The following is a 21,132-nucleotide window of genomic DNA, read 5'->3' as shown; positions in this document are numbered from 1 at the left end:
GAATGCGCGCAACAAAAGGGAGAGAGAAATGGCCGATGAACTCGTTTTCTACACCAACCCCATGTCGCGCGGACGCATCGCCCGCTGGATGCTGGAGGAAACCGGCCAGCCCTACCGCACCGAATATCTCGACTACGGCACGACGATGAAGGCGCCGGAATATCTTGCGCTCAACCCCATGGGCAAGGTGCCGGCCATCAAGCATGGCGATACCATCGTCACCGAAGGTGCGGCCATCTGCGCCTATCTGGCCGAAACCTTTCCGCAAGCCGGCCTCGCGCCAACGGCAGCCGAACGCGGCCGCTATTTCCGCTGGATGTTCTTTGCGGCGGGGCCGTTCGAGATGGCGATCACCAATCGTGCCCTCGGCTTCGAAGTGCCGCCAGAACGCCTGCGCATGGCCGGCTGCGGCAGCTTCGCAAATGTGCTCGATGCCATGGAGCATGCCGTCACGACCTCGCCCTTCATCGCCGGCGACCGCTTTACCGCAGCAGACGTCTATGTCGGCTCGCATGTTGGCTATGGGCTGAATTTCGGGACGATCGAAAAGCGCCCGGCCTTCATCGACTATTGGAGCCGGATCAGCGACCGCGACGCCTACCGCCGCGGCAACGAGATTGACAATGCAGCCATGCCGAAGCCGGCTAATGCCTGACAATACAAGGCGTTAAGGGGGAATCCTCAACAGATCAAACTATATGCCGCTATTGGAGTGGCATATAGATATCGGTCAACAGCTCCGCAGGCGCGACGTCGCGCGGATTGTTGATATATTCCTCAAACATGACCGTATCGCGCAGCTGCCGTCCGGAAGCCGGCAACCATTGCGCATAGAGCCATTGATAGGCCTTGTGCATGTTTGCATAGGGACCCCGGTGACGTAGCACGGCATAATCACCGCCCTCGAGCGAGCGGCGCTCCAGCGGCGCATCGGCAGCGACGGTCCCGCCGGCAGTGACGCAGGCATAAGACCGCAGCTTGTCGGCCTCCACGACATCGGGATCGTCGAGATAGACACCGATCATCCGCATATCCGGCGCAGCAAGACCACGGGCGAAGATCGTGCCGAACAAGGTTTCGAATGCCTGTCCGATCTGCATGTAGGAGCCGCGATGAGCGACACCGACCAGTGACATCGGGGAAATGGTGCGAAGCGTAACGTCGAACATGACCGTGATCCTTCCTTGGGTGCTGGGTTCGAAGATCGTGTGGCTTCCCTCATTCCGATATCGCGCCGGCGGCATGCCGTAGACGGATTTGAAGATGCGGTTGAACGATTGGAGGTTGGGATAGCCCGACCGCTTTGCAATGTCGCCGATGGATAGACGGGTATTCACGAGATCGCCGGCGGCACGATGCAGCCGCAGCCGCTTGACGGTGGCAGCCGCCGTCTCGCCATAGATTGCCCTGTAGATCCTGTGCCAGTGATAGCTGGACATGCAGGCAATCCCGGCAAGCTTTTCCATATCCAGCTCTTCATCCAGAGACTCGTGGATATAGGCCGAAACCCGCCGCAGACGGGTTTCGTAGAGCGCCCATGCCGTTTTGCCGTTCATATCAGCCCCCTGCAAATCGATCGGCCCCAAGGAACCATATCCCGATTTGACAAATCCTGCTGAGTTTCGGGCATAAGCAAAAACGGCGGGGATTGTTCGCCCCCGCCGTTACTCAATAGCAAAATAAATCCTGGTCTTAGCCAGCCAGTGCCGCGGCAACCGCCTCGATCGCTTCATCGGCCTTGGCGCCGTCCGGTCCACCGGCCTGCGCCATGTCGGGACGGCCGCCGCCGCCCTTGCCGCCGAGGGCGGCGGAGGCGACGCGGACGAGATCGACGGCGCTGAAGCGGCCGGTCAGGTCTTCGGTGACGGCAACGACGGCGCTGGCCTTGCCATCTTCGGAGACGCCAATCAGCGTGACGACACCGGAACCGAGGCTGGTCTTGCCTTCATCGGCAAGCCCCTTCAGATCCTTCGGATCGACGCCGGAAATGGCCTTGCCAAGGAACTTGACGCCGCCGATGTCACGAGCCGCATCGGCCGAACCGCCCTGCCCGCCGCCCATGGCGAGCTTGCGCTTGGCGTCCGCCAATTCGCGCTCCAGCTTGCGGCGTTCGTCCAGCAACGCCTCGACACGCGAGACGACATCGGCCGGCTGCACCTTCAGCGACGACGCCAGCGTCTTCACGCGGTCATCCTGCTCGGCGAGATAGTCGCGCGCGGATTCGCCCGTCACGGCTTCGATGCGGCGTACACCGGCGCCGACGGCGCTTTCGCCGAGAACGCGGATAAGACCGATCTGGCCGGTGGCGGCGACATGCGTGCCGCCACAAAGCTCGACGGAATAGGGCTTGCCGGCCTTCCCGCCGCGCACGCCCTGCCCCATGGATACCACGCGCACTTCATCGCCGTACTTCTCGCCGAACAGCGCCATCGCGCCTTCGGCAATCGCATCGTCGACGCTCATCAGGCGGGTCGTCACCGTCGAGTTCTGCAACACGATCTCATTGGCCATATCCTCGACGACCTTCAGCTCCTCGGCCGTCATCGGCTTCGGATGCGAGACGTCGAAACGCAGACGCTCGGGCGCGACGAGCGAGCCCTTCTGCGCCACATGGGTGCCGAGCACTTCACGCAGCGCCTCATGCAGCAGATGGGTTGCCGAGTGATTGGCGCGCAGGCGCGAGCGCCTGTTGTGATCGACCGTCAGAACGACGGCGTCGCCGGCCTTGATCGTGCCTTCGGAGACCGTCGCGGCATGCACGAACAGGCCCTCGCCCTTCTTCTGCGTGTCGCTGACCGAAAGCTTGCCATTGTCGCCGGCGATCACGCCGGTATCGCCCATCTGGCCGCCGGATTCGCCATAGAACGGCGTCTGGTTGACGACGATCTGCACCTTGTCCCCAGCGGACGCGCTGTCGACGGCAACGCCGTCCCTGACGATCGCCTGGATCACGCCTTCGGCGGCCTCGGTGTCATAACCGAGGAACTCGGTGGCACCATGCTTTTCCTTGAGCTCGAACCAGATGGTCTCGGTCGCCTTGTCGCCGGAGCCGGTCCAATGCGAGCGCGCTTCGGCCTTCTGGCGTTCCATGGCGTCGGTGAAGCTGGAAATATCGACGCCGATGCCGCGGGCGCGCAGTGCATCCTGCGTCAGGTCCAGCGGGAAGCCATAGGTATCGTAGAGCTTGAAGGCGGTTTCGCCGTCGAGGCTGTCGCCCTTGTGCAGATCCGAGGTCGCGTCGTTGAGCAACGACAGGCCGCGCTCCAGCGTCTTGCGGAAACGGGTCTCCTCAAGCTTCAGCGTCTCGGAGGTCAGCGCTTCGGCACGCACCAGTTCCGGATAGGCGCGGCCCATCTGCTGGATCAGCGCCGGCAGCAGCCTCCACATCAACGGTTCCTTGGCGCCCAGCAACTGCGCATGGCGCATGGCGCGGCGCATGATGCGGCGAAGAACGTAGCCGCGGCCCTCGTTCGACGGCAACACGCCGTCGGCGATCAGGAAGGCGGAGGAGCGCAGATGATCGGCGATGACGCGGTGGCTGGCGCGATGTTCGCCCTCGGCCTTCACGCCGGTCGCTTCCTCGGAAGCCTCGATCAGCGCGCGGAAGAGATCGATGTCGTAATTGTCATGCTTGCCCTGCAATACGGCGGCAACGCGCTCGAGACCCATGCCGGTGTCGATCGACGGACGCGGCAGATCGACCCGCTCTTCCTTGGTGATCTGCTCGAACTGCATGAAGACGAGATTCCAAATCTCGATGAAGCGGTCGCCATCCTCTTCCGGCGAACCGGGAGGGCCGCCCCAGATATGGTCGCCATGGTCGTAGAAGATTTCCGAGCAAGGGCCGCACGGGCCGGTATCGCCCATCGCCCAGAAATTATCGCTGGTGGGAATGCGAATGATCCTGTCATCCGAGAAGCCGGCGATCTTCTTCCAGAGGTTAAAGGCATCGTCGTCGGTGTGATAGACCGTCACCAGCAGGCGCTTGGCGTCGAGGCCGAATTCCTTGGTGATCAGGTTCCAGGCGAGCTCGATGGCGCGCTCCTTGAAATAGTCGCCAAAGGAGAAATTGCCGAGCATTTCGAAGAAGGTGTGGTGACGGGCGGTATAGCCGACATTGTCGAGGTCGTTGTGCTTGCCGCCGGCGCGCACGCATTTCTGCGCGGTCGATGCCGTCGTGTAGGGACGCTGCTCCAGGCCGGTGAAGACATTCTTGAACTGCACCATGCCGGCATTGGTGAACATCAATGTCGGGTCGTTGCGCGGCACCAGCGGGCTCGACGGCACGATCTCATGGCCGTTCTTCTTAAAATAGTCGAGAAAGGTCGACCGGATTTCATTCACGCCGCTCATATGATGCCCTTCAGTCCTGCGCTCAGCAACGAGAGCAATTCCAGGAAAAGTGCGTAGCGGTTTTCCGTCCGGAATTGCGTTAAAACAATAGCGTAGAGCGGTTCGAAGATTCCGTGAAGAGTTGAACCGCTCTAGCTTCAAAGTCAGAGGCTTTTATCGTTCGCTCCGGGCGCTGTCCAGCCGCACGAACAAAACCGGCCGCACATCCCTTGGACAATGCGGCCGGTTCAAGCATTCAGGTCGTATCAAGCCGGGAATTGCGCCCGAAACTCGTTATTCGCCGCCAGCGTCGCCTTCATCGCCAGAATCGGGGCCGCCATTCTGCAGGAAGCGGTCGGCAATCAGGCCGGCATTCTGGCGCAGCGACAGCTCGATCTCGCGGGCGAGGTCCGGATTGTCGCGCAGGAAGAGCTTCGCATTCTCGCGGCCCTGGCCGAGGCGCTGACTGTTATAGGAGAACCAGGCGCCGGACTTTTCGACGATGCCGGCCTTGACGCCGAGATCGACCAGCTCGCCGGTCTTGGAAACGCCTTCGCCATACATGATGTCGAACTCCACCTGCTTGAAGGGAGGTGCCATCTTGTTCTTGACGACCTTGACGCGCGTCTGGTTGCCGATCACCTCTTCGCGCTCCTTGACCGCGCCGATGCGGCGGATGTCGAGGCGCACCGAGGCGTAGAATTTCAGCGCGTTGCCGCCGGTCGTCGTTTCCGGCGAGCCGAACATGACGCCGATCTTCATGCGGATCTGGTTGATGAAGATCACCATGCAATTGGACTTCGAGATCGAAGCGGTGAGCTTGCGCAGCGCCTGGCTCATCAGGCGGGCCTGCAAGCCCGGCAGGCTGTCGCCCATCTCGCCCTCGATTTCGGCGCGCGGCGTGAGCGCCGCGACGGAGTCGACAACGAGAACGTCGATGGCGCCGGAGCGAACCAGCGTATCGGTAATTTCAAGCGCCTGTTCGCCAGTATCGGGCTGCGAGATCAGCAGGTTCTGCAGGTCGACGCCGAGCTTGCGGGCATAGACCGGATCGAGCGCGTGCTCTGCGTCCACGAAGGCGCAGATGCCGCCCTTCTTCTGGGCTTCGGCAATCGTCTGCAGCGCCAGCGTCGTCTTACCCGAGCTTTCCGGCCCGTAAATTTCGATAATGCGCCCCTTCGGCAAGCCGCCAATGCCGAGGGCGATATCAAGGCTCAGAGAGCCGGTGGAAACAGTTTCGATTTCGACCACGTTCTCGTTAGAGCCGAGCTTCATGATCGAGCCCTTGCCGAACGACCGCTCAATTTGAGAGAGTGCCGCTTCAAGTGCCTTGCTTTTATCCACCGATTTGTCCTCTACAAGCCGCAAAGAATTCTGAGACATCCGATCCACCTTTAGGTTATTGAAGCCGCTCTAGCAATGTTGCCGCTGATGAGAATTGTGTACTCTATTTGTTCTCATGCCGCAAGGGTACAACAAGCAATTGAAAGAAAAAGGTAAAATGAATTTCGTTCTATATTTGTTTTCCTCTTTCATCCCAAGCACTTACCTGTCCGCCAGAGCCATTTCCGACATGTTATCAACGGCTTCGATTCGCCTTTTTGACCGCTGAGGAGATCGATATGACGAAGAAGATTCTCGTTCTCGGCGGCGCTCATATCGACCGGCGCGGCCGCATTTTCGGCGAGACGGCACCGGGCGCCAGCAACCCCGGCGCATGGTTCGAGGAACCGGGCGGCGGCGGCTTCAACGCGGCGCGCAATCTGGCCCGCCTCGGCTTTGATGTACGCCTCGTGTCGCCGCGCGGCGGCGATCCAGCCGGCGAGATGGTGGCGGAAGCCGCAAGCCTCGCCGGCATCGACGACAGACCCTTCGTCTTCCTCGACCGCAAGACGCCGAGCTACACGGCCATCCTCGAGCGTGACGGCAATCTGGTGATCGCCCTTGCCGACATGGAGCTCTACAAGCTGTTCGTGCCGCGGCGGCTCGCCATCCGCGCCATTCGCGATGCTTTCGAGACGACCGATCTTGTCCTCTGCGACGCCAATCTGCCGGCCGAGACGCTGAGCGCCATCGCCGTGCGGGCCCGCGGCTGCGGCAAGCCGGTCGCGGCCATCGCCATTTCGCCGGCAAAGGTCGTGCGCCTGAAGCCCTGCCTCGATGGCATCGATCACCTGTTCCTCAACGAGGCGGAGGCCGCGGCGCTGACCGAGCTGCTGCCGGACGATCCGCGCGAATGGGTTGCCGGACTGCGCGCGCTCGGCCTGAAGAGCGGCGTGATCACCCGCGGCAAGCGCGAATTGATCGCCTTTTCTCGGGACGTCATCGTCAGCCTGCAGCCGCCCGTGGTCGATGATGTCGCCGATGTCACCGGGGCGGGAGATTCGCTGGCCGCCGGCGTCCTTGCCGCGCTGCTTGCCGGCCATGACATCCGCGAGGCCGTGCGCCATGGCGCGGCGGCGGCGGCCATTACCGTGCAATCTCCCCTCGCCACGGCGGAAAATCTTTCGCCCGCGCTTTTGAAGACGATGTTGGCCCTTGTTCCTGAAGCCGCAATTCTGTCATGAAGCGCTTTGATTTCGCATTTCCTGTTTCAGCCGATTGGACTAGACCATGACCAAAGCCATCTCCCCCCTGCTGCCGATCTCCTATTCGAAGGAAGTCGCCGCCGCCAAGCTGCGCGGCGCGCCGCTGGTAGCGCTGGAATCGACGATCATCACCCATGGCATGCCCTATCCCGGCAATATCGAGATGGCGCGCAGCGTCGAGGCGATCATCCGCCAGGAGGGTGCCGTGCCGGCGACGATCGCCGTCATCCACGGCGTCCTGCATATCGGCCTTGAGCCGGAAGAGCTGGAGGCGCTCGCCAAGACCGAGGGCGCGATGAAGGTCTCGCGTGCCGATCTCGCTTTCGCGATCGCCGAACGCCGCACGGGCGCGACCACGGTCGCCGCGACGATGATTGCTGCCGCCCGCGCCGGCATCAAGGTCTTCGCCACCGGCGGCATCGGCGGCGTGCATCGCGGCGCCGAGGAAAGCTTCGATATTTCCGCCGACCTTGAAGAACTTGCCCGCACCGGCGTCATCGTCGTCTGCGCCGGCGCCAAGGCGATCCTCGACATTCCGAAGACGCTGGAAGTGCTGGAAACCCGCGGCGTTCCGGTTGTCACCTATGACAGCGCCGAATTCCCGGCCTTCTGGTCGCGCGCCTCCGGCCTGCCGAGCCCGCTGACGCTGAACAGCCCGGCCGCGATCGCCAATTTCCAGGCAACCCGCGAACAGCTCGGCATCGACGGCGGCATGCTGATCGCCAATCCCGTGCCGGAAGCTGACGAAATCCCGCGCGAGGAAATGGAAATCTACATCGCCCGCGCCCTCGACAGCGCCGAGCGCGACGAGATCGTCGGCAAGGCGGTGACGCCCTATCTGCTCAGCACCATCTTCGACCTCACCGACGGCCGCAGCCTGAAGACCAATATCGCGCTGGTCGAGAACAATGCGCGGCTTGCGGCGGAGATTGCGGTCGCTTTGGCGGAGTAATGGAATGACGGGCGGCAACATGCCGCCCTTTATATTCAGGTGAGTATGGGCAACCGAGCCGACTTTTAGGTGACGTGCTCTGACCTTCGACCTGCCACGAATGTGGCTACTGTGGCCTCGTCTGGAAAATGTCTTTCAAGAAGATGGATATTCCCAGAAGGCAAATTGCGAGCTCGATCCAGGACGTCCAGTGAAAGAGGAAGTTGAGATACCAAGGCTGATAAAGTGCCGGCACCTGAACGAGATTAAAGGCGCGATCGCTGAACGGATATAACCAGCGGATGTCGGCAGCAACCGTGTCTAGGACGAGATGCAACAATATGCTGAGCAGGCCCATCGCGACAAATATCAGCCACGAGCTCTTGCGGCAAGCGATGAGCCCAACAGCCAAAATACCAGCTATCGCGAGCCAAAATATCGGCGTGTGTGTGAGATAATCGTGGTGAGCATGCCTTCGCTGGTCGATGAGATAGAAATAGGCAAGATCCACGTCCGGTAAAACGGAACACGCCAAAGCGACGCCCACGAGCGACCTCTTGTAGAGGGCATCTCGCCGCATAACGAGTTTCGAGAGAATATAGCCTGCGGGAAGATGAGCGATAAACATCCTGCAGTTGCTGCCATCCGATTGTGACCGGCTTTTGTCCGCTGTCTTGCTGCGGGCTGCGTTCTATAGCTTTATTTTGCAGTCTCATTCCCGATAAAATTTCATCTACTTATCCAGCGTCTCCCTGACGACCACCGCCAGCTGCTTCAGCGAGAACGGCTTCGGCAGGAAGCCGAACTGGGCGTCGGCGGGCAGGTTGCGGGCGAAGGCGTCCTCGGCGTAGCCGGATACGAAGATGAATTTCAGGTCCGGATATTTCTTGCGCAGCTCGCGCAACAGCGACGGACCGTCCATTTCCGGCATGACGACGTCGGAGACGACGACATCCACATTGCCGTCCAGCTCGTCCATGATGTCCAGCGCCTCGACGCCGGAGCCGGCCTCGTAGACCGTATAGCCGCGTGTCTCCAGCATGCGCTTGCCGCCCCGACGCACCGCTTCCTCGTCCTCGACCAGCAGCACGACGGCGGACTTGCCGGTAAGGTCGGCCGGCTCGTCGGCCGGAACCATGGCGGCGACGCTCTGGTCCATGGCCGAGACTTCGCGGCTTTCCGGCGTCTGTCCCTCGGTTATCGCCGGCATTTCGACGATGTGGCGTGGCAGGAAGATACGGAAGGTCGTGCCCTTGCCCACTTCCGATTCCGGATGGATATAGCCGCCGGACTGCTTGATGATGCCATAGACCATGGCAAGGCCGAGGCCGGTGCCCTTGCCCACTTCCTTCGTGGTGAAGAAGGGCTCGAAGATCTTGTCCATGATCTCCGGCGCAATGCCCGTGCCGGTATCGCTGACCTCGACCAGCACCATCTCCTCATGCGGCAGATAGGCATAGTTGAAGGCTGCGACATCCGCCGCCGGCAGATTGCGCGTGCGCAGCGTCAGCGTGCCGCCGCCCGGCATCGCGTCGCGGGCGTTGACACAGAGATTGATCAGCACCTGCTCGAACTGCGACAGGTCGGTCTTCACCGGCCAGAGATCGCGGCCATAGTCGACATCCAGCTTGACATGCGTACCCGAGAGCAGCCGCTCGACCAGCATACGCAGATCGCCGATCACGTCAGTCAGGTTGAGGATCGTCGGCCGCATCGTCTGCTTGCGCGAGAAAGCCAGCAGCTGGCGTACCAGCACGGCGGCGCGGTTGGCATTGCGCTTGATCTCCATGAGATCCGCGAAACTGGCGTCGGATGGTCGCGCCTGCAGCAGCAGGTGATCCGAAGACAGGAGGATCGCGGTCAGCACATTGTTGAAATCATGCGCAATACCGCCCGCGAGCGTGCCCACGGCGTTCATCTTCTGTGTCTGCGCCATCTGGGTCTCGAGCGCCTTCTGCTCGGTGACCTCGACGGCATAGACGATCGCCGCCTCTTCCGGCGCCTCGTCGGTCTGGTCGATGACGGCATTGATATAGAAACGGAAATGCCGCGTATCGTCCTTGGGATTGCGGGAATCGATCGGCGGGATATCGCCCTGCCGGTCCTTGGCGGCGGCAAGCGCATCCTCGAGCCGCGGCCGGTCGCTTTCGTTGACCACCATTTCCAGCGCTGCTCCCCGCTCGATGTCGTCACGCGACACGAGATCGGAGAAGAGCTTCAGGAAGGGCGCATTGGTGCGCAGGATACGTCCTGCGCCATCGACGGAGGCAATCGCCATGGGCGTATTGTTGAAGAAGCGGCTGAAGCGCATCGCGGCGGCGGAAGCGGACTGTTCGCTGTCGCCACCATTATGCCGCGTCAGCACAATAGTCCGGCTTTCGCCCGGCGCGCCGTCACGCATCGAGGTGACGCTGTGGACGATCTGCACCGGCAGGCTCTGACCGTTGGCGCGACGCAGGTCGAGATCGAGCGTGACGGTCTTCTTCAGCCCCGGCTCGGCCTGGACCGACTGGATCAGCGCCAGCCCCTCGCCCGCGACCAGATCGCCGATGCTCATCGAGCCCGGCATGAACTTGGTGAGATCGAATCCGAGCCATTCGGCGAGCGTCGCATTGAGATAGAAGATTTCGCCCTTGCGGCCGGCCGAGAAGAAGCCGGCCGGCGCATGGTCCAGGTAGTCGATGGCGTTCTGCAACTCCTTGAAGAAGCGCTCCTGATCGTCCCGTTCCGAAGTGATGTCGGTGATCTGCCAGATGTGCAGCGCGCTGCCGCGCCCCGATTCCGGCGGCAAGACGCGCGCCTTGAGGCGGTACCAATGGCCGTCATTGCCGCCGCCTTCCGCCGAGCCCAGCGGCTTGAGCAGCCGGAACTCCTCGGATCCCTCCTTGCCGTCGCGCAGGCCGTTGGCCAGGCGATAGAGTGCCTCGTTGGATTCGCGATTGCGCGACAGCAACGTCTCCAGCGACTGCACGTCGGTCGCCTTCGTGGCGCCCGTCAGCCGTCCATAGGCCGCGTTGGCGTAAACGATGCGGCCCTTCTCGTCGGTGATCAGCGTGCCGTCCGGATGGCTGTTGAGGAAGGAGCGCGCCAGCCCGTCGGATTGCGTCTGCGGCATGACTTCGACGAAGCCGATGATGGAGGACACAAGGAAGAAGATACCGACCATGGCGAGGATGCCGAGCCCGCCCAGCACCGCCTCATTGTCGAGCTGATCCTTGAAGATCACGAAGGCAGCCGCGGCCGCAACCAGCACAAGCGCCAGCAGGATGATGCGCAGCACCGTGCCCGAACGAACCCCGCGGTCCACCAGCGGTACGCTATACTCGTCGGACTGACGCTGCTTCGTCATAAACCCCTCGTCTCCGCCCTTTTCCGCGTCACGTCATGCACTCGACGGGTTAACGGATTCGGACTTGTCGAATCTTCTTTAGCAATTTGCCGCATCGGCAAAAAGCTTTGCGGGACCAGAAAGGCTTGTATTCACAAGGAAGAGCGCCGGACAAAGAATGATATTATCTTGTCTCGGAGGCGCACCTGTCCATATGATTGCCTCATATCAAGACAAGAGGAAGGCGCGCGGCCCGCCGTTTCGCAGCGGCAGGCCACGACATCGGGGAAAATTACGGAGTATCTCGACATGTGGGACGACATCGCCGGAGCCTATGGCAGCCGCTTTCTTCTTGCAGCCGGTGGAGTTGGCATTGCCCTTCTCCTGTTGATCGGCATCCTGTGGATTCTGCGCAGCCGGGCGCCATCGCCCTTCGTGCGTGGCGGCAAGAACCGCCAACCGCGCCTGCAGGTGCTGGACGCCGCCGCCGTCGATGCCCGCCGCCGGCTTGTGCTCATCCGCCGGGACGGCATCGAGCATCTCATCATGATCGGCGGCCCAACCGACATCGTGATCGAATCCGGCATTTCCGATCCGGCCAAGGCCGGAGCAGCCGCGTCCGCCGAAGCGCCGATTACCGCCGAACGACGCCTTGAACAGGCCCTGGAGATACCGCGCCTCGAACCCCAGCCGGCTCCAGCGCCACAGCCGCCCCAACCGGCGGAAGCCAGGATCGAGGCTTATCTGAAGACGGAACCGACCCTGGCCGCCGAGCCCGTCGCACGTGCCGCCGCGCCGGCAGTCGCGCAGCCGCAGCCTCCCGAGCCCCAGCAGCAGCGCGCGGCTCAGACCGCCGCGATCCTGACGGAGGCTGAAGCCGCTGACATACTCGATGCCGCGCGTCATGTGGTTCTGCCGCAGCAGCCGTCTCCGGCCGTCACCGCGGCGCCGACAGTCGCGCCGCCGCCGGCACGCGAACCCGATTCGGATTTCCAGCGTGTCCTGGAGGCGGAAATGGCGAACAATCTCACCGCTGAACGGATCATTCCCAATGCACCGCAGCAACGTCAGGTGCAACAGCAGCCAGCGGCTCCCGCCGTGCAGCGCCGCGATCCGGAACTTGCGCCGCCGATCACCGGTTCGGACGCGGCCCTTCAGAAGGAAGTCGCCCGTATTTTCGGCGAAATGAGCGTCAACCGCGACAAGTAGCACGCGCCAAAACGTTCTGCGAACATCAAAAAGGCACGGCGGAGATATCCGCCGTGCCTTTTTCAATCCTTGCGCTCCGCTGAAGCCCGCAAAACCCTATTCGTCGCGATAGACCTTCTCGCGGCGCTCGTGACGCTCCTGCGCTTCGATCGACAAGGTTGCGATCGGACGCGCATCGAGACGCTTCAGGCCGATCGGCTCGCCGGTTTCCTCGCAATAGCCATAGGTACCGTCTTCGATCCGCTGCAGGGCCGCATCGATTTTCGAGATGAGCTTGCGCTGACGATCACGAGCCCGAAGTTCGATGGCTCTGTCTGTCTCCGAGGAGGCCCGATCAGCAAGGTCGGGATGATTTGCGCTTTCTTCGGCCAGATGATCGAGAGTTTCGCGCGCTTCTCTTAGAATATCATTTTTCCAGGCAACGAGCTTCGCTCGAAAATAAGCCCGCTGACGCACATTCATGAACTCCTCGGTTTCCGAGGGCACATAATTGCTAAGATCGATCTTCTCACTCAACGCGATTCTCCTGAAGAACATCTCATATCGCGGGGTGTATATCCCAACCGGTAGTATCGATTCAAGCCAAATAGACGCTGTAAACGGATTTTTAAATTTGTCACAAAATTCGGCTAAAGGTCTATTTTTTCATCATATTCTTGCAATATCAAAATTATGCTCTCGGTGTAACCTTCGCGTGAATGGCCGTTGGATGCCTGCTCCGGCGATTGCGGCGTAGTTGACGGCGCATGGGATGAGACGATACGTCAAAGGACGATAAAGCGTGGGAACTTCGCCATGACCAGCATCTCGCCGCCACCATCCAGGATCTACCTTCTCCGTCATGCCGATGCCCAGCACGCCACCCCCGGCCAGAGGGACTTCGACCGTCCGCTGAGCGACGACGGTTATGCCGCGGCCGAGATCGTCGCCGACAAGGCAGCCGACAAGGACTACAAGCCGGATCTTGTCATCTCCTCCACGGCGCTGCGCTGTCGCCAGACCGCCGACGCCGTTCGCCGCGCCATGACGCCCGCCCCGGAATTCCTGTTTGTCGATGCTCTCTACAATGCGACCCTCGACACCTATCTCGACATCATCTCCTCGCAGACAACCGTCAATTCCGTCATGCTCGTCGGCCACAATCCGGTCATCGAACAGACCCTCGAGGCCCTGATCGGTCACGACGCCCTGGCGGCGGCCCTGCCCAACGGATTTCCGACGGCGGGGCTTGCCGTTGTCGACGCGACGCGCTCCGGCTGGATCCTGAAGGAATTCCTCACCGAATAGGAACGGCGAGACCAAGCGGCGATCCACAATAGGGTTTTCCACCGTAAGGCGCGCCGATCTTTTCGGATTCCCCATCGCTTCCTATATTGACGACCACGCTGTCATTCAGGGATTCCGCCTTGCCGCCAAGCCTGACCTCCTTCACGGACGACGCTCTGATCGCCTTCGACAATCTCGTCGACCGCACCACAGGCCTCGTCAACCCGACGATTCGCCTTGGCGTCACCGGCCTGTCGCGCTCGGGCAAGACCGTTTTCATTTCCTCCCTCGTGCACAATCTGCTGAATGGCGGCCGCCTGCCGCTGCTCGAGCCGGTTCAGTCCGGCCGCGTCTCGGCCGTCCGCCTCGAACCGCAGCCGGATGATGCCGTGCCGCGCTTCCAGTACGAGGACCATATCCGCGCGCTGGTGAAGGAGCGCATATGGCCGGATTCGACGCGCGCGATCTCGGAACTGCGCATCACACTGGATTACCAGAGCGCCAGCGGCTGGAACCGGCTATTCTCGCCAGGCCGCCTTTCCATCGACATCGTCGACTATCCCGGCGAATGGCTGCTCGATCTGCCGCTGCTCGGCAAGGATTATCGCACCTTCAGCGAGGAGACGCTGGCGCTGGCAAGAACCGGCATTCGCGCCGAACTTTCCGAAAGATGGCTGGCGATGACGCAGGCGGCCGATATTGCCGCCCCCGCCGACGAGATGGCGGCGCGCGATCTCGCCTCCGCCTTTGCCGATTATCTAAAAGCCTGCAAATCCGACGAGCGCTCGCTGTCCACCCTGCCGCCCGGCCGCTTCCTGTTGCCCGGAGACCTCGATGGTTCGCCGGCGCTGACCTTCGCGCCGCTCGTGCCGCCGGCCGGCACCATGCCGCAGAAGGGCTCGCTCTGGGCGATGATGGAGCGGCGCTACGAGGCCTATAAATCCGTGGTGGTCAAACCTTTCTTTCGCGAGCATTTCGCCCGTCTCGACCGTCAGATCGTGCTCGTCGACGCGCTGCAAGCCATCAATCGCGGTTCCGAAGCCGTGCAGGATCTCGAACGCGCCCTGACGGATGTGCTCGCCTGCTTCCGCCCCGGCACGAATTCCCTGTTCTCCTCTCTGCTTGGCCGCCGCATCGACCGCGTGCTGGTCGCGGCGACCAAGGCGGATCATCTGCATCACGAAAGCCATGACCGGCTGGAAGCGCTGACGCGCCGGCTGGTGGAGCGCGCCATCGACCGCATCGGCATGGCCGGAGCCGGCATAGACGTCATGGCGCTCGCCTCCGTCCGCGCCACGCGCGAGGCAACCGTGAAACGCGACGGCCAGACATTGCCGGTCATCGTAGGCACGCCGATGGCCGGGGAAAAGATTGACGGCGAGATCTTCGATGGCAACCGCAAGACGGCGATCTTCCCCGGCGACCTGCCCGCCAATCCGCAATGGCTCTTCGAAGCCCTTGATCCCGGCGCGACGAACGTCCATCTGCCCGAGGTGTGCGTTGTCCGTTTCCGCCCGCCGGAACTGGACGAGACCGGCGGCGGCATCAAGCTGTCCGTGCCGCATATCCGCCTCGACCGCGCCATGCAATTCCTGTTCGGAGACCGCCTCGCATGACGAAGCCGACCGAAGACGACCCCAAAGGCCTTTCCCGCCGTCCGGCCGCCTTTTCGCTGGAACCGGAGGTGTCCGGGAATGCCGCGAATGTGAAAAGAACCGTGGAAACGCCGCGCCGCAAGCCACAGAGCTTCGATACCGAAATCGTCCTGACGCCGGACGAGGACGATCCGTTCCTCAACCCGACGCTTGCCGCACCCGATGACGCCATTGCCATACCGCGCCGGCCGGGCTTCTCCTTCGGCAAGGTCGCGCTCAGCGCCCTCGGCATCCTGCTCTCGCTCGCCTTCGGCCTCTGGACCGACCAGCTGATTCGTGACCTCTTCAGCCGCGCCGACTGGCTGGGCTATACGGCTCTTGCCGTGCTCGCCATCGGCATTCTCGCCGTCCTTGCCATCGTCATTCGCGAAACCGCCGGCATGATGCGGCTTGCCGCCGTGCAGACGATCAAGACGGAGGCCGACACAGCCATGGCGGAAACGCGCCCTGCCCGTGCGAAAGCGCTGGTCGCGCGTCTCTGCACCCTGCTGGAAGCCAATCCGGAAACGGCGAAAGGCCGGGCGACGCTAAAGGCGGCCGAGGATGATATCATCGACGCGCCGCACCTGATCGAGCTTGCCGAGCGCGAACTGCTGGCGCCGCTCGACCGTCGCGCCCGCGCCCTTATCCTAGGCGCCTCGAAGCGCGTTTCCGTCGTCACCGCCGTCAGCCCGCGCGCGCTGGTGGACATTCTCTACGTGCTGTACGAATCGGCCAAACTGGTGCGTGCCATGGCCGAACTGTATGGCGGCAGGCCGGGAACGCTCGGCATGATCCGGCTGATGACGGACGTGCTCGCCCATCTTGCCGTCACCGGCTCCATCGCGGTCGGCGACAGCATCCTGCAGCAGCTGATCGGCCACGGTCTCGCCTCGAAACTCTCGGCGCGCCTGGGCGAAGGCGTCGTCAACGGCATGATGACGGCACGAATCGGCATTGCCGCCATGGACCTTTGCCGCCCTCTGTCATTCAGGGCGCTGAAACGGCCCGGCATCGGCGATTTCGCCAGCGATCTCGCCCCGAACATCACCGGCCGCTGACGCTCGCATGTGCCGGCATTAACGGCTTTCGGCCGCACAGGAAACCAAGCATTAACCATTCTGAGGCAAAAGTGGACACCAGTTTCAGGTTCCTCTTCGTTAGGGAATGTCCATGTTTTCGCGCCAGTTTCTTCTTGTTAGCGGCTTAGCCGCCGCGGCCCTTTCCTTAGGTGCTTGGGTGCATTCAGCCGATGCGGCATCCCGTGACAAAACCTTCTTCCAATCCGTTGCCGGCGTCTGGCAGGGGCCAGGAGAAATCGTCGCCGGCAAGTACAAGGGCACGAAGTTCACCTGCAACCTGACGGGCAAGGCGCTCGACGGCAGCAATGCCGGTGTCAAGCTTGATGGCACCTGCCGGGTCGGTGTCTTCCAGCAGCCAATGTCGGCCGAGATTACCCAGAGCGGCGGCAGCTACAGCGGCAAATTCCTCGACGGCGCGGCCGGTAAAGGCCTGGACGTCACCTCTGGCACCGTCAATGACGGTACGGTCGTGCTCGGCCTCAACCGCCAGAAGCTGAACGGCGCGATGATTGCCCGCGTCACCGACAATAAGTCGATGAACGTGACGATCTCGGTCAAGGTCGGCGAGCAAATGGTGCCGGTCATCGGCGTCACGCTGCAGCGCGCCGATGTCGATCAGATGGCTGTAGGCTCGATCGAATAGAATAAATTCGAGATTTGCTCCTGAAGCGGCCGGTATTCCAATGCCGGCCGCTTCATTTTGGCTTACGTGGAGCGCCACCAATCCCGGCTTTCATCGGCAATTTCGATGCCCTGCACGTCGACCGCGCTCAGCCAATCCCCCACTTTCCGTCCCTTGACGACGAGATCGACAGCGAAGTCGGCGAGCGGCATCAGCACGAAGCCTCGCTCGGTCATGCGCGGATGCGGGATCGTCAGCAGCGGCTCGATCCGTTCGACATCGCCATAGGTGAGGATATCGATATCGATCGTGCGCGGGCCCCAACGTTCGAGCCGCACGCGCTTCATCTCCCGCTCGATATCCAGGCAGACGTCGAGAAGCGCTTCCGGCGCCAGCGTCGTGTCGATGGCGGCGCAGGAATTATAGAAGAAGGATTGATCCGTCTTGCCCCAGGGCGGCGTGCGATAAAGACGCGAAACCTCAGCCACGCGGCAGTCCGCGCGCTGATCGAGCATCCGCAAGGCGAGCGCCATCGCCCGCACGGGATTGTCGAGATTGCCACCCAATCCGAGGGTGGCGCGGATCGAACCGTTCCCGAAGCCGCTTTCAGGCAAAATGTTCAACGCTCACCTGCACATAATCGAGAACGCCCGGAACCGGGGCATTGGGCTTGCGCACGGTGATCTTTGCGCGGCGAATGCTCGGAAAACGCCGACACAGCTCCCGGGCGACATCGAGCGCCAGAGCCTCGATCAGATAGCGCCGCCGGCCGGTGACGATTTCCTCGATGACGGTGAAGGCGATGCCGTAATTGACGGTATCGTCGATGGAATCCCGCTCCAGCGCATTGCCGGCTTCGACATCGAGTTCGGCATCGACGAAAAAGCGCTGCCCGAGGAATTCCTCCTCGTCATGCACGCCATGGCGAGCAAAGAAAGCGCAATTCTGAAGGGTGATGGTGTAGATCATATCGCTTATGGCGTCCTGCCGCCTAATTTCGCCCGTGTCCTGAGAATAGCATCCGCAACCGCCAGCGCATCCCTGTTGATTGCGACATTGTGTACCCGAAAAATCGCAGCACCCTGCAACCGCAATATCGCACTGGTTGCGGCCGTTCCCACGTCCCGGTCCTGTGCTTCCCGCCCAGTAATGGCGCCGACGAAGCGCTTGCGCGACGTGCCGGCCAGCAGCGGCAGTTCGAAACGATGCAGCGCCGTGAAGCGCGCCATCAGCTCCAGGTTCTCCTGCGTATCCTTGGCGAAGCCGAAACCCGGATCGAGCACGATGTTCTGCTTGGCTACGCCGGCCGCAGCGGCGATATCGAGCGAGCGGCTGAGAAACAGCACTTGATCGTCGATGACATCGGTCAGCTTCTGTCGCTCCCGGCCCGTATGCATGATGCAGAGCCCCGCACCCGTCTGCACGGCCAGCGTCGCGATTTCCGGCTCGCGCTGCAGGCCGAAGACATCGTTGACGATATGCGCGCCGGCTCCGATGGCAAGTCTAGCGGTGTCGGCGCGATAAGTATCGATCGAGATCAGCGCGTCCGTCTTGGCGCGCATCGCCTCGATCACCGGCAGCACCCGCCCCTGCTCTTCCGTGGCGCTCACGGCCTCCGCATCCGGCTTGGTCGATTCCCCACCGATATCGATAATCTGGGCGCCTTCCTCTATGCAGGCGAGCGCATGCGCGACCGCGGCGTCGACCGCCTCGTAGTGGCCGCCATCGGAAAAGGAATCCGGGGTGACGTTGACGATCGCCATGATGACGCTGTGTTCGCCGACATCGAGGCTGCGCCCATGCGCGACATGCCAGCTATGGCTGCGAAGCTCCGTCACGAACCATCCATCCCATTGAAAACGAAAAAACCTCGCGCTTGATATTGCGCTCGCAGTGGCTATGCCGCAAGCTTGATCGAAGTTCAACCTGGTAGCAGTACGAATGCCGCTTGCATCCCGACACGCACGTGTCTCGCTTATCCTGTTGCTTATGTATGGCATTTCCGGTCCGGCCGAAGCGGAAGTGATCGCCCGCAAATCGATTTCCTATTTCGATATCAAGGGCGATACAGCCGATGCGCTCGATGCGGCACTGAACGCGCATGGACCGATCGCCATGGGTTCCAGCAGCCATCATCCCGGAGCGACGAAAATCCGCTTCGGCGGCAACGCGACCTACGAGGAAAGAAACGGGCGCTGCCGCATCGCAAACGTGAAGGTGACGGTCGATACCGAGGTGATCCTGCCGCGCTGGCGCGACCGGCGGCGCGCGAGCCGTCAGCTGTCCGTGATCTGGGACACGCTCTCGGCCGACATCCGCCGCCACGAGGATCGGCATGTGGAAATCGCACGCCAGCATGCGCGCAGGATGGAACAGGCAATCCTCGCCCTGCCGCCCGCACGCAACTGCGACATACTCCAAAACATGGCAAACGAAGCGACCACGCGCGAAACCGAACTGCATGACAGGGATCAGGCCCGATTCGACCGAATCGAAGCACTCAACTTCCAGACCCGAATGCAGCGTTTGCTGACCTATCGCACCCGCCGATATGGCGAATGAGCATGCCATCGCGGCACTCTTGCCGCGAAAATCGCAGCCCGATCACGGCGACTGTGTGAAAACTGTCACTATAAGCTGTGAATCGTTCGCCAGTTCCGCTCTTTGAACTTTACGAGAATCTGAAATAGGTTTTTCCTACTCAGTAACAGCGCTGATCCGATGCTGACGGATCCAAAAGCGGAAAGAGAAAAGCTTTTCGCAAAGACCTGTCAGAGTTCTGTTTGTGACGCATATTGCCGGTGTTCTCCTGGCGCGTCCTGAAGCCGCAGGTGTTTCCTCCCTTGCCTGTCGGTGATGCGCCCGCCTTGCCTCGCTCGCTGCGACAAGCTGAGCGAGGCATCTTTTTTGCCGACAGATGACGATGGAAAGTCGCCGGCTCTCAGGCCTGGCGTTCGGGAACATGCACGACGAGCCCGTCGAGGGCCGCCGTCACCTTGATCTGACAGGAGAGGCGCGACGTCGGACGGACGTCGAAGGCGAAGTCCAGCATGTCTTCTTCCATCGGCTCCGGGCCGCCGACCTTCTCCGTCCAGGCCTCGTCCACATAGACATGACAGGTGGCGCAGGCACAGGCGCCGCCGCATTCAGCCTCGATGCCAGGCACGGAATTGCGAACGGCGTTTTCCATCACGGTGGAGCCCTCGTCGGCATTGAGATCGAAACGCGTGCCGTCGAAAGCGACGATGGTCAGTTTGGTCATGTGGGTGATGTCCGGTATTCGTGTGTGAAGGAAGATATGGGATTTTCTTCCAACAATTCCCGGAGGCAGTCAACATTTGCGCCGCCGAAGGGGCTATTCCCTCGGCGGCGCCGTGACAAGAATCCGTGATTTGCTACAGCTTCGCTCAGCGCGACAGCTTCAGGATGAAATTCTCGGCCTCGATGACGCAGGCCGTCACCGCGGCCATGCGCGAGGCGTCGCCGGCATCGCTTTCGAGCGCATCGGCAGCGTCCGCCACCTTGAATGCGCCGACCGCGCTTGCGGCTCCCTTCAAGCGGTGCGACGCCGCACGGATGCGCTTGCCGTCGCCGCTGCCGATCTCCTGCAGACAGGACCGCGCCTGCCGGGCGAACATCTGGAGCACTTCCACTTCCAGGGCCTTGTCGCCCATCGTCTGCTTCGCAAGATGAACCAGGTCGATTGCCCGGTCCCGCGATGGCGCCGCGCCACGCGAATTGTCCGGGGCTTCGAACGCGATATTCAATGCTGCCATGTGCCAACTCTCCCGTCTTTATATCTATGACTTCTTTGGGATCTGCCGCATGCTTGCGGCCTGCGAATGGCCATCGAGTTAAATTTTGGCACATTCGGGGCGCAAATTTCCCGATATGGTTAACACGCGTTAAACATGGCTAAATTATTAGATTTTCGCCCGGCTCCGCAGGCAAAAAATGTTAACAAATGCTTAATGCCGTGATGACAAGACGGTGGAATTCATTGTCACGTCTGGGGGAATGTGTCACTACGATACTGTTAAATTGGGTTCATGGCGCATGCCTTTGCCCGGAAAGTGGATAGTGGTAATGTTTTCATACCTTCCGTTTGATAAAGCGGTTATCCACTCTGAAATGTAATGG

20 protein-coding genes are annotated in these 21,132 nt (G+C 61.6%); 9 read left to right on the top strand and 11 right to left on the bottom strand.

The genetic code is table 11. The features are described from left to right. Positions 1-28 precede the first annotated feature (28 nt). Positions 29-655, top strand: a complete 627-nt coding sequence (locus FHX11_RS03210) for a glutathione S-transferase family protein (RefSeq protein WP_184354976.1) — start codon at positions 29-31, stop codon at positions 653-655. A 49-nt stretch (positions 656-704) separates the two neighbouring features. Here FHX11_RS03210 and FHX11_RS03205 read toward each other — a convergent pair whose 3' ends face one another. The 3 genes from FHX11_RS03205 to recA all read right to left on the bottom strand — a co-directional run bounded on the left by FHX11_RS03205 (position 705) and on the right by recA (position 5,715). Next, positions 705-1,556 (bottom strand): AraC family transcriptional regulator, encoded by an 852-nt coding sequence (locus FHX11_RS03205; protein ID WP_184354974.1) that lies wholly within the window; start codon positions 1,554-1,556, stop codon positions 705-707. Between the two features lie 136 nt (positions 1,557-1,692). Next, positions 1,693-4,353 (bottom strand): alanine--tRNA ligase, encoded by a 2,661-nt coding sequence (gene alaS, locus FHX11_RS03200; RefSeq protein ID WP_184354973.1) that lies wholly within the window; start codon positions 4,351-4,353, stop codon positions 1,693-1,695. A gap of 273 nt (positions 4,354-4,626) precedes the next feature. Next, positions 4,627-5,715 carry a recombinase RecA gene (gene recA / locus FHX11_RS03195; protein WP_184354971.1) on the bottom strand — a complete coding sequence of 363 codons (1,089 nt, stop codon included), beginning with the start codon at positions 5,713-5,715 and terminating at the stop codon, positions 4,627-4,629. A gap of 239 nt (positions 5,716-5,954) precedes the next feature. Between recA and FHX11_RS03190 the strand changes: the two genes are divergently transcribed. Both FHX11_RS03190 and FHX11_RS03185 read left to right on the top strand, forming a co-directional pair. Further along, complete coding sequence (locus FHX11_RS03190) at positions 5,955-6,899, top strand: carbohydrate kinase family protein (RefSeq protein ID WP_184354969.1); 945 nt, start codon at positions 5,955-5,957, stop codon at positions 6,897-6,899. A gap of 46 nt (positions 6,900-6,945) precedes the next feature. Next, positions 6,946-7,872, top strand: a complete 927-nt coding sequence (locus tag FHX11_RS03185) for a pseudouridine-5'-phosphate glycosidase (RefSeq protein WP_184354968.1) — start codon at positions 6,946-6,948, stop codon at positions 7,870-7,872. 106 nt (positions 7,873-7,978) lie between these two features. Here the strand turns inward: FHX11_RS03185 and FHX11_RS03180 are convergent, their stop codons facing one another. Together FHX11_RS03180 and FHX11_RS03175 are read right to left on the bottom strand one after the other, a co-directional pair. Beyond that, a complete protein-coding gene (locus FHX11_RS03180; protein ID WP_184354966.1) occupies positions 7,979-8,479 on the bottom strand; it encodes a metal-dependent hydrolase in 501 nt (166 codons plus the stop codon). 105 nt (positions 8,480-8,584) lie between these two features. Continuing rightward, positions 8,585-11,200: a PAS domain-containing sensor histidine kinase gene (locus FHX11_RS03175; RefSeq protein ID WP_184354964.1), complete on the bottom strand. Its 2,616-nt coding sequence runs from the start codon at positions 11,198-11,200 to the stop codon at positions 8,585-8,587. Positions 11,201-11,488: 288 nt separating this feature from the next. Between FHX11_RS03175 and FHX11_RS03170 the strand changes: the two genes are divergently transcribed. Further along, positions 11,489-12,388, top strand: coding sequence for a flagellar biosynthetic protein FliO (locus FHX11_RS03170; RefSeq protein ID WP_184354962.1), 900 nt, complete (start codon positions 11,489-11,491; stop codon positions 12,386-12,388). A 96-nt stretch (positions 12,389-12,484) separates the two neighbouring features. On the opposite strand, the gene dksA is transcribed toward FHX11_RS03170, so the two are convergent. Next, positions 12,485-12,904 carry an RNA polymerase-binding protein DksA gene (gene dksA, locus FHX11_RS03165; protein ID WP_184354960.1) on the bottom strand — a complete coding sequence of 140 codons (420 nt, stop codon included), beginning with the start codon at positions 12,902-12,904 and terminating at the stop codon, positions 12,485-12,487. 279 nt (positions 12,905-13,183) lie between these two features. Between dksA and FHX11_RS03160 the strand changes: the two genes are divergently transcribed. From FHX11_RS03160 to FHX11_RS03145, 4 genes are all read left to right on the top strand, one after another. After that, positions 13,184-13,675, top strand: coding sequence for a histidine phosphatase family protein (locus tag FHX11_RS03160; RefSeq protein ID WP_184354958.1), 492 nt, complete (start codon positions 13,184-13,186; stop codon positions 13,673-13,675). 119 nt (positions 13,676-13,794) lie between these two features. Next, complete coding sequence (locus FHX11_RS03155) at positions 13,795-15,270, top strand: YcjX family protein (protein WP_184354956.1); 1,476 nt, start codon at positions 13,795-13,797, stop codon at positions 15,268-15,270. After that, positions 15,267-16,349 (top strand): TIGR01620 family protein, encoded by a 1,083-nt coding sequence (locus FHX11_RS03150; RefSeq protein ID WP_184354954.1) that lies wholly within the window; start codon positions 15,267-15,269, stop codon positions 16,347-16,349. The genes FHX11_RS03155 and FHX11_RS03150 overlap by 4 nt, the downstream gene beginning before the upstream one ends. Positions 16,350-16,461: 112 nt before the next feature. Next, a complete protein-coding gene (locus FHX11_RS03145) occupies positions 16,462-17,013 on the top strand; it encodes a hypothetical protein (RefSeq protein WP_184354952.1) in 552 nt (183 codons plus the stop codon). Positions 17,014-17,075: 62 nt separating this feature from the next. Here the strand turns inward: FHX11_RS03145 and folK are convergent, their stop codons facing one another. The 3 genes from folK to folP are packed head-to-tail and all read right to left on the bottom strand — an operon-like array spanning position 17,076 to position 18,755. After that, positions 17,076-17,606 carry a 2-amino-4-hydroxy-6-hydroxymethyldihydropteridine diphosphokinase gene (gene folK / locus FHX11_RS03140; protein WP_184355794.1) on the bottom strand — a complete coding sequence of 177 codons (531 nt, stop codon included), beginning with the start codon at positions 17,604-17,606 and terminating at the stop codon, positions 17,076-17,078. Beyond that, positions 17,599-17,961, bottom strand: coding sequence for a dihydroneopterin aldolase (gene folB, locus FHX11_RS03135; RefSeq protein ID WP_184354950.1), 363 nt, complete (start codon positions 17,959-17,961; stop codon positions 17,599-17,601). Before folB ends, folK begins: the two co-directional genes overlap by 8 nt. 5 nt (positions 17,962-17,966) lie before the next feature. Then, the gene (folP, locus tag FHX11_RS03130; RefSeq protein ID WP_210292335.1) at positions 17,967-18,755 is read right to left on the bottom strand and encodes a dihydropteroate synthase; all 789 of its coding nucleotides are present in this window, start codon (positions 18,753-18,755) and stop codon (positions 17,967-17,969) included. A gap of 178 nt (positions 18,756-18,933) precedes the next feature. Here folP and FHX11_RS03125 point away from each other — a divergent pair, with 178 nt between their 5' ends. Further along, positions 18,934-19,554: a DUF922 domain-containing protein gene (locus FHX11_RS03125; protein WP_184354946.1), complete on the top strand. Its 621-nt coding sequence runs from the start codon at positions 18,934-18,936 to the stop codon at positions 19,552-19,554. 379 nt (positions 19,555-19,933) lie between these two features. Here the strand turns inward: FHX11_RS03125 and FHX11_RS03120 are convergent, their stop codons facing one another. Together FHX11_RS03120 and FHX11_RS03115 are read right to left on the bottom strand one after the other, a co-directional pair. Further along, a complete protein-coding gene (locus tag FHX11_RS03120) occupies positions 19,934-20,254 on the bottom strand; it encodes a 2Fe-2S iron-sulfur cluster-binding protein (protein WP_184354944.1) in 321 nt (106 codons plus the stop codon). A gap of 145 nt (positions 20,255-20,399) precedes the next feature. Continuing rightward, positions 20,400-20,768: an Hpt domain-containing protein gene (locus tag FHX11_RS03115; protein ID WP_184354942.1), complete on the bottom strand. Its 369-nt coding sequence runs from the start codon at positions 20,766-20,768 to the stop codon at positions 20,400-20,402. Positions 20,769-21,132 lie beyond the last annotated feature (364 nt).

The organism is Rhizobium sp. BK602 (assembly GCF_014195095.1).
GTDB lineage: Bacteria > Pseudomonadota > Alphaproteobacteria > Rhizobiales > Rhizobiaceae > Rhizobium.
This window is presented reverse-complemented; position numbering and strand designations above follow the sequence as displayed.

Excerpts from the sequence above, each read along its gene's own strand:
- FHX11_RS03190 (WP_184354969.1), top strand. The coding sequence starts at position 5,955 with ATGACGAAGAAGATTCTCGTTCTCGGCGGCGCTCATATCGACCGGCGC.
- folP (WP_210292335.1), bottom strand. The coding sequence starts at position 18,755 with ATGGCGATCGTCAACGTCACCCCGGATTCCTTTTCCGATGGCGGCCAC.
- FHX11_RS03120 (WP_184354944.1), bottom strand. The coding sequence starts at position 20,254 with ATGACCAAACTGACCATCGTCGCTTTCGACGGCACGCGTTTCGATCTC.
- recA (WP_184354971.1), bottom strand. The coding sequence starts at position 5,715 with ATGTCTCAGAATTCTTTGCGGCTTGTAGAGGACAAATCGGTGGATAAA.
- FHX11_RS03160 (WP_184354958.1), top strand. The coding sequence starts at position 13,184 with ATGACCAGCATCTCGCCGCCACCATCCAGGATCTACCTTCTCCGTCAT.
- FHX11_RS03205 (WP_184354974.1), bottom strand. The coding sequence starts at position 1,556 with ATGAACGGCAAAACGGCATGGGCGCTCTACGAAACCCGTCTGCGGCGG.
- FHX11_RS03180 (WP_184354966.1), bottom strand. The coding sequence starts at position 8,479 with ATGTTTATCGCTCATCTTCCCGCAGGCTATATTCTCTCGAAACTCGTT.
- FHX11_RS03170 (WP_184354962.1), top strand. The coding sequence starts at position 11,489 with ATGTGGGACGACATCGCCGGAGCCTATGGCAGCCGCTTTCTTCTTGCA.
- FHX11_RS03150 (WP_184354954.1), top strand. The coding sequence starts at position 15,267 with ATGACGAAGCCGACCGAAGACGACCCCAAAGGCCTTTCCCGCCGTCCG.
- FHX11_RS03185 (WP_184354968.1), top strand. The coding sequence starts at position 6,946 with ATGACCAAAGCCATCTCCCCCCTGCTGCCGATCTCCTATTCGAAGGAA.
- FHX11_RS03125 (WP_184354946.1), top strand. The coding sequence starts at position 18,934 with ATGCCGCTTGCATCCCGACACGCACGTGTCTCGCTTATCCTGTTGCTT.
- FHX11_RS03175 (WP_184354964.1), bottom strand. The coding sequence starts at position 11,200 with ATGACGAAGCAGCGTCAGTCCGACGAGTATAGCGTACCGCTGGTGGAC.
- alaS (WP_184354973.1), bottom strand. The coding sequence starts at position 4,353 with ATGAGCGGCGTGAATGAAATCCGGTCGACCTTTCTCGACTATTTTAAG.
- FHX11_RS03145 (WP_184354952.1), top strand. The coding sequence starts at position 16,462 with ATGTTTTCGCGCCAGTTTCTTCTTGTTAGCGGCTTAGCCGCCGCGGCC.
- FHX11_RS03210 (WP_184354976.1), top strand. The coding sequence starts at position 29 with ATGGCCGATGAACTCGTTTTCTACACCAACCCCATGTCGCGCGGACGC.
- folB (WP_184354950.1), bottom strand. The coding sequence starts at position 17,961 with ATGATCTACACCATCACCCTTCAGAATTGCGCTTTCTTTGCTCGCCAT.
- FHX11_RS03115 (WP_184354942.1), bottom strand. The coding sequence starts at position 20,768 with ATGGCAGCATTGAATATCGCGTTCGAAGCCCCGGACAATTCGCGTGGC.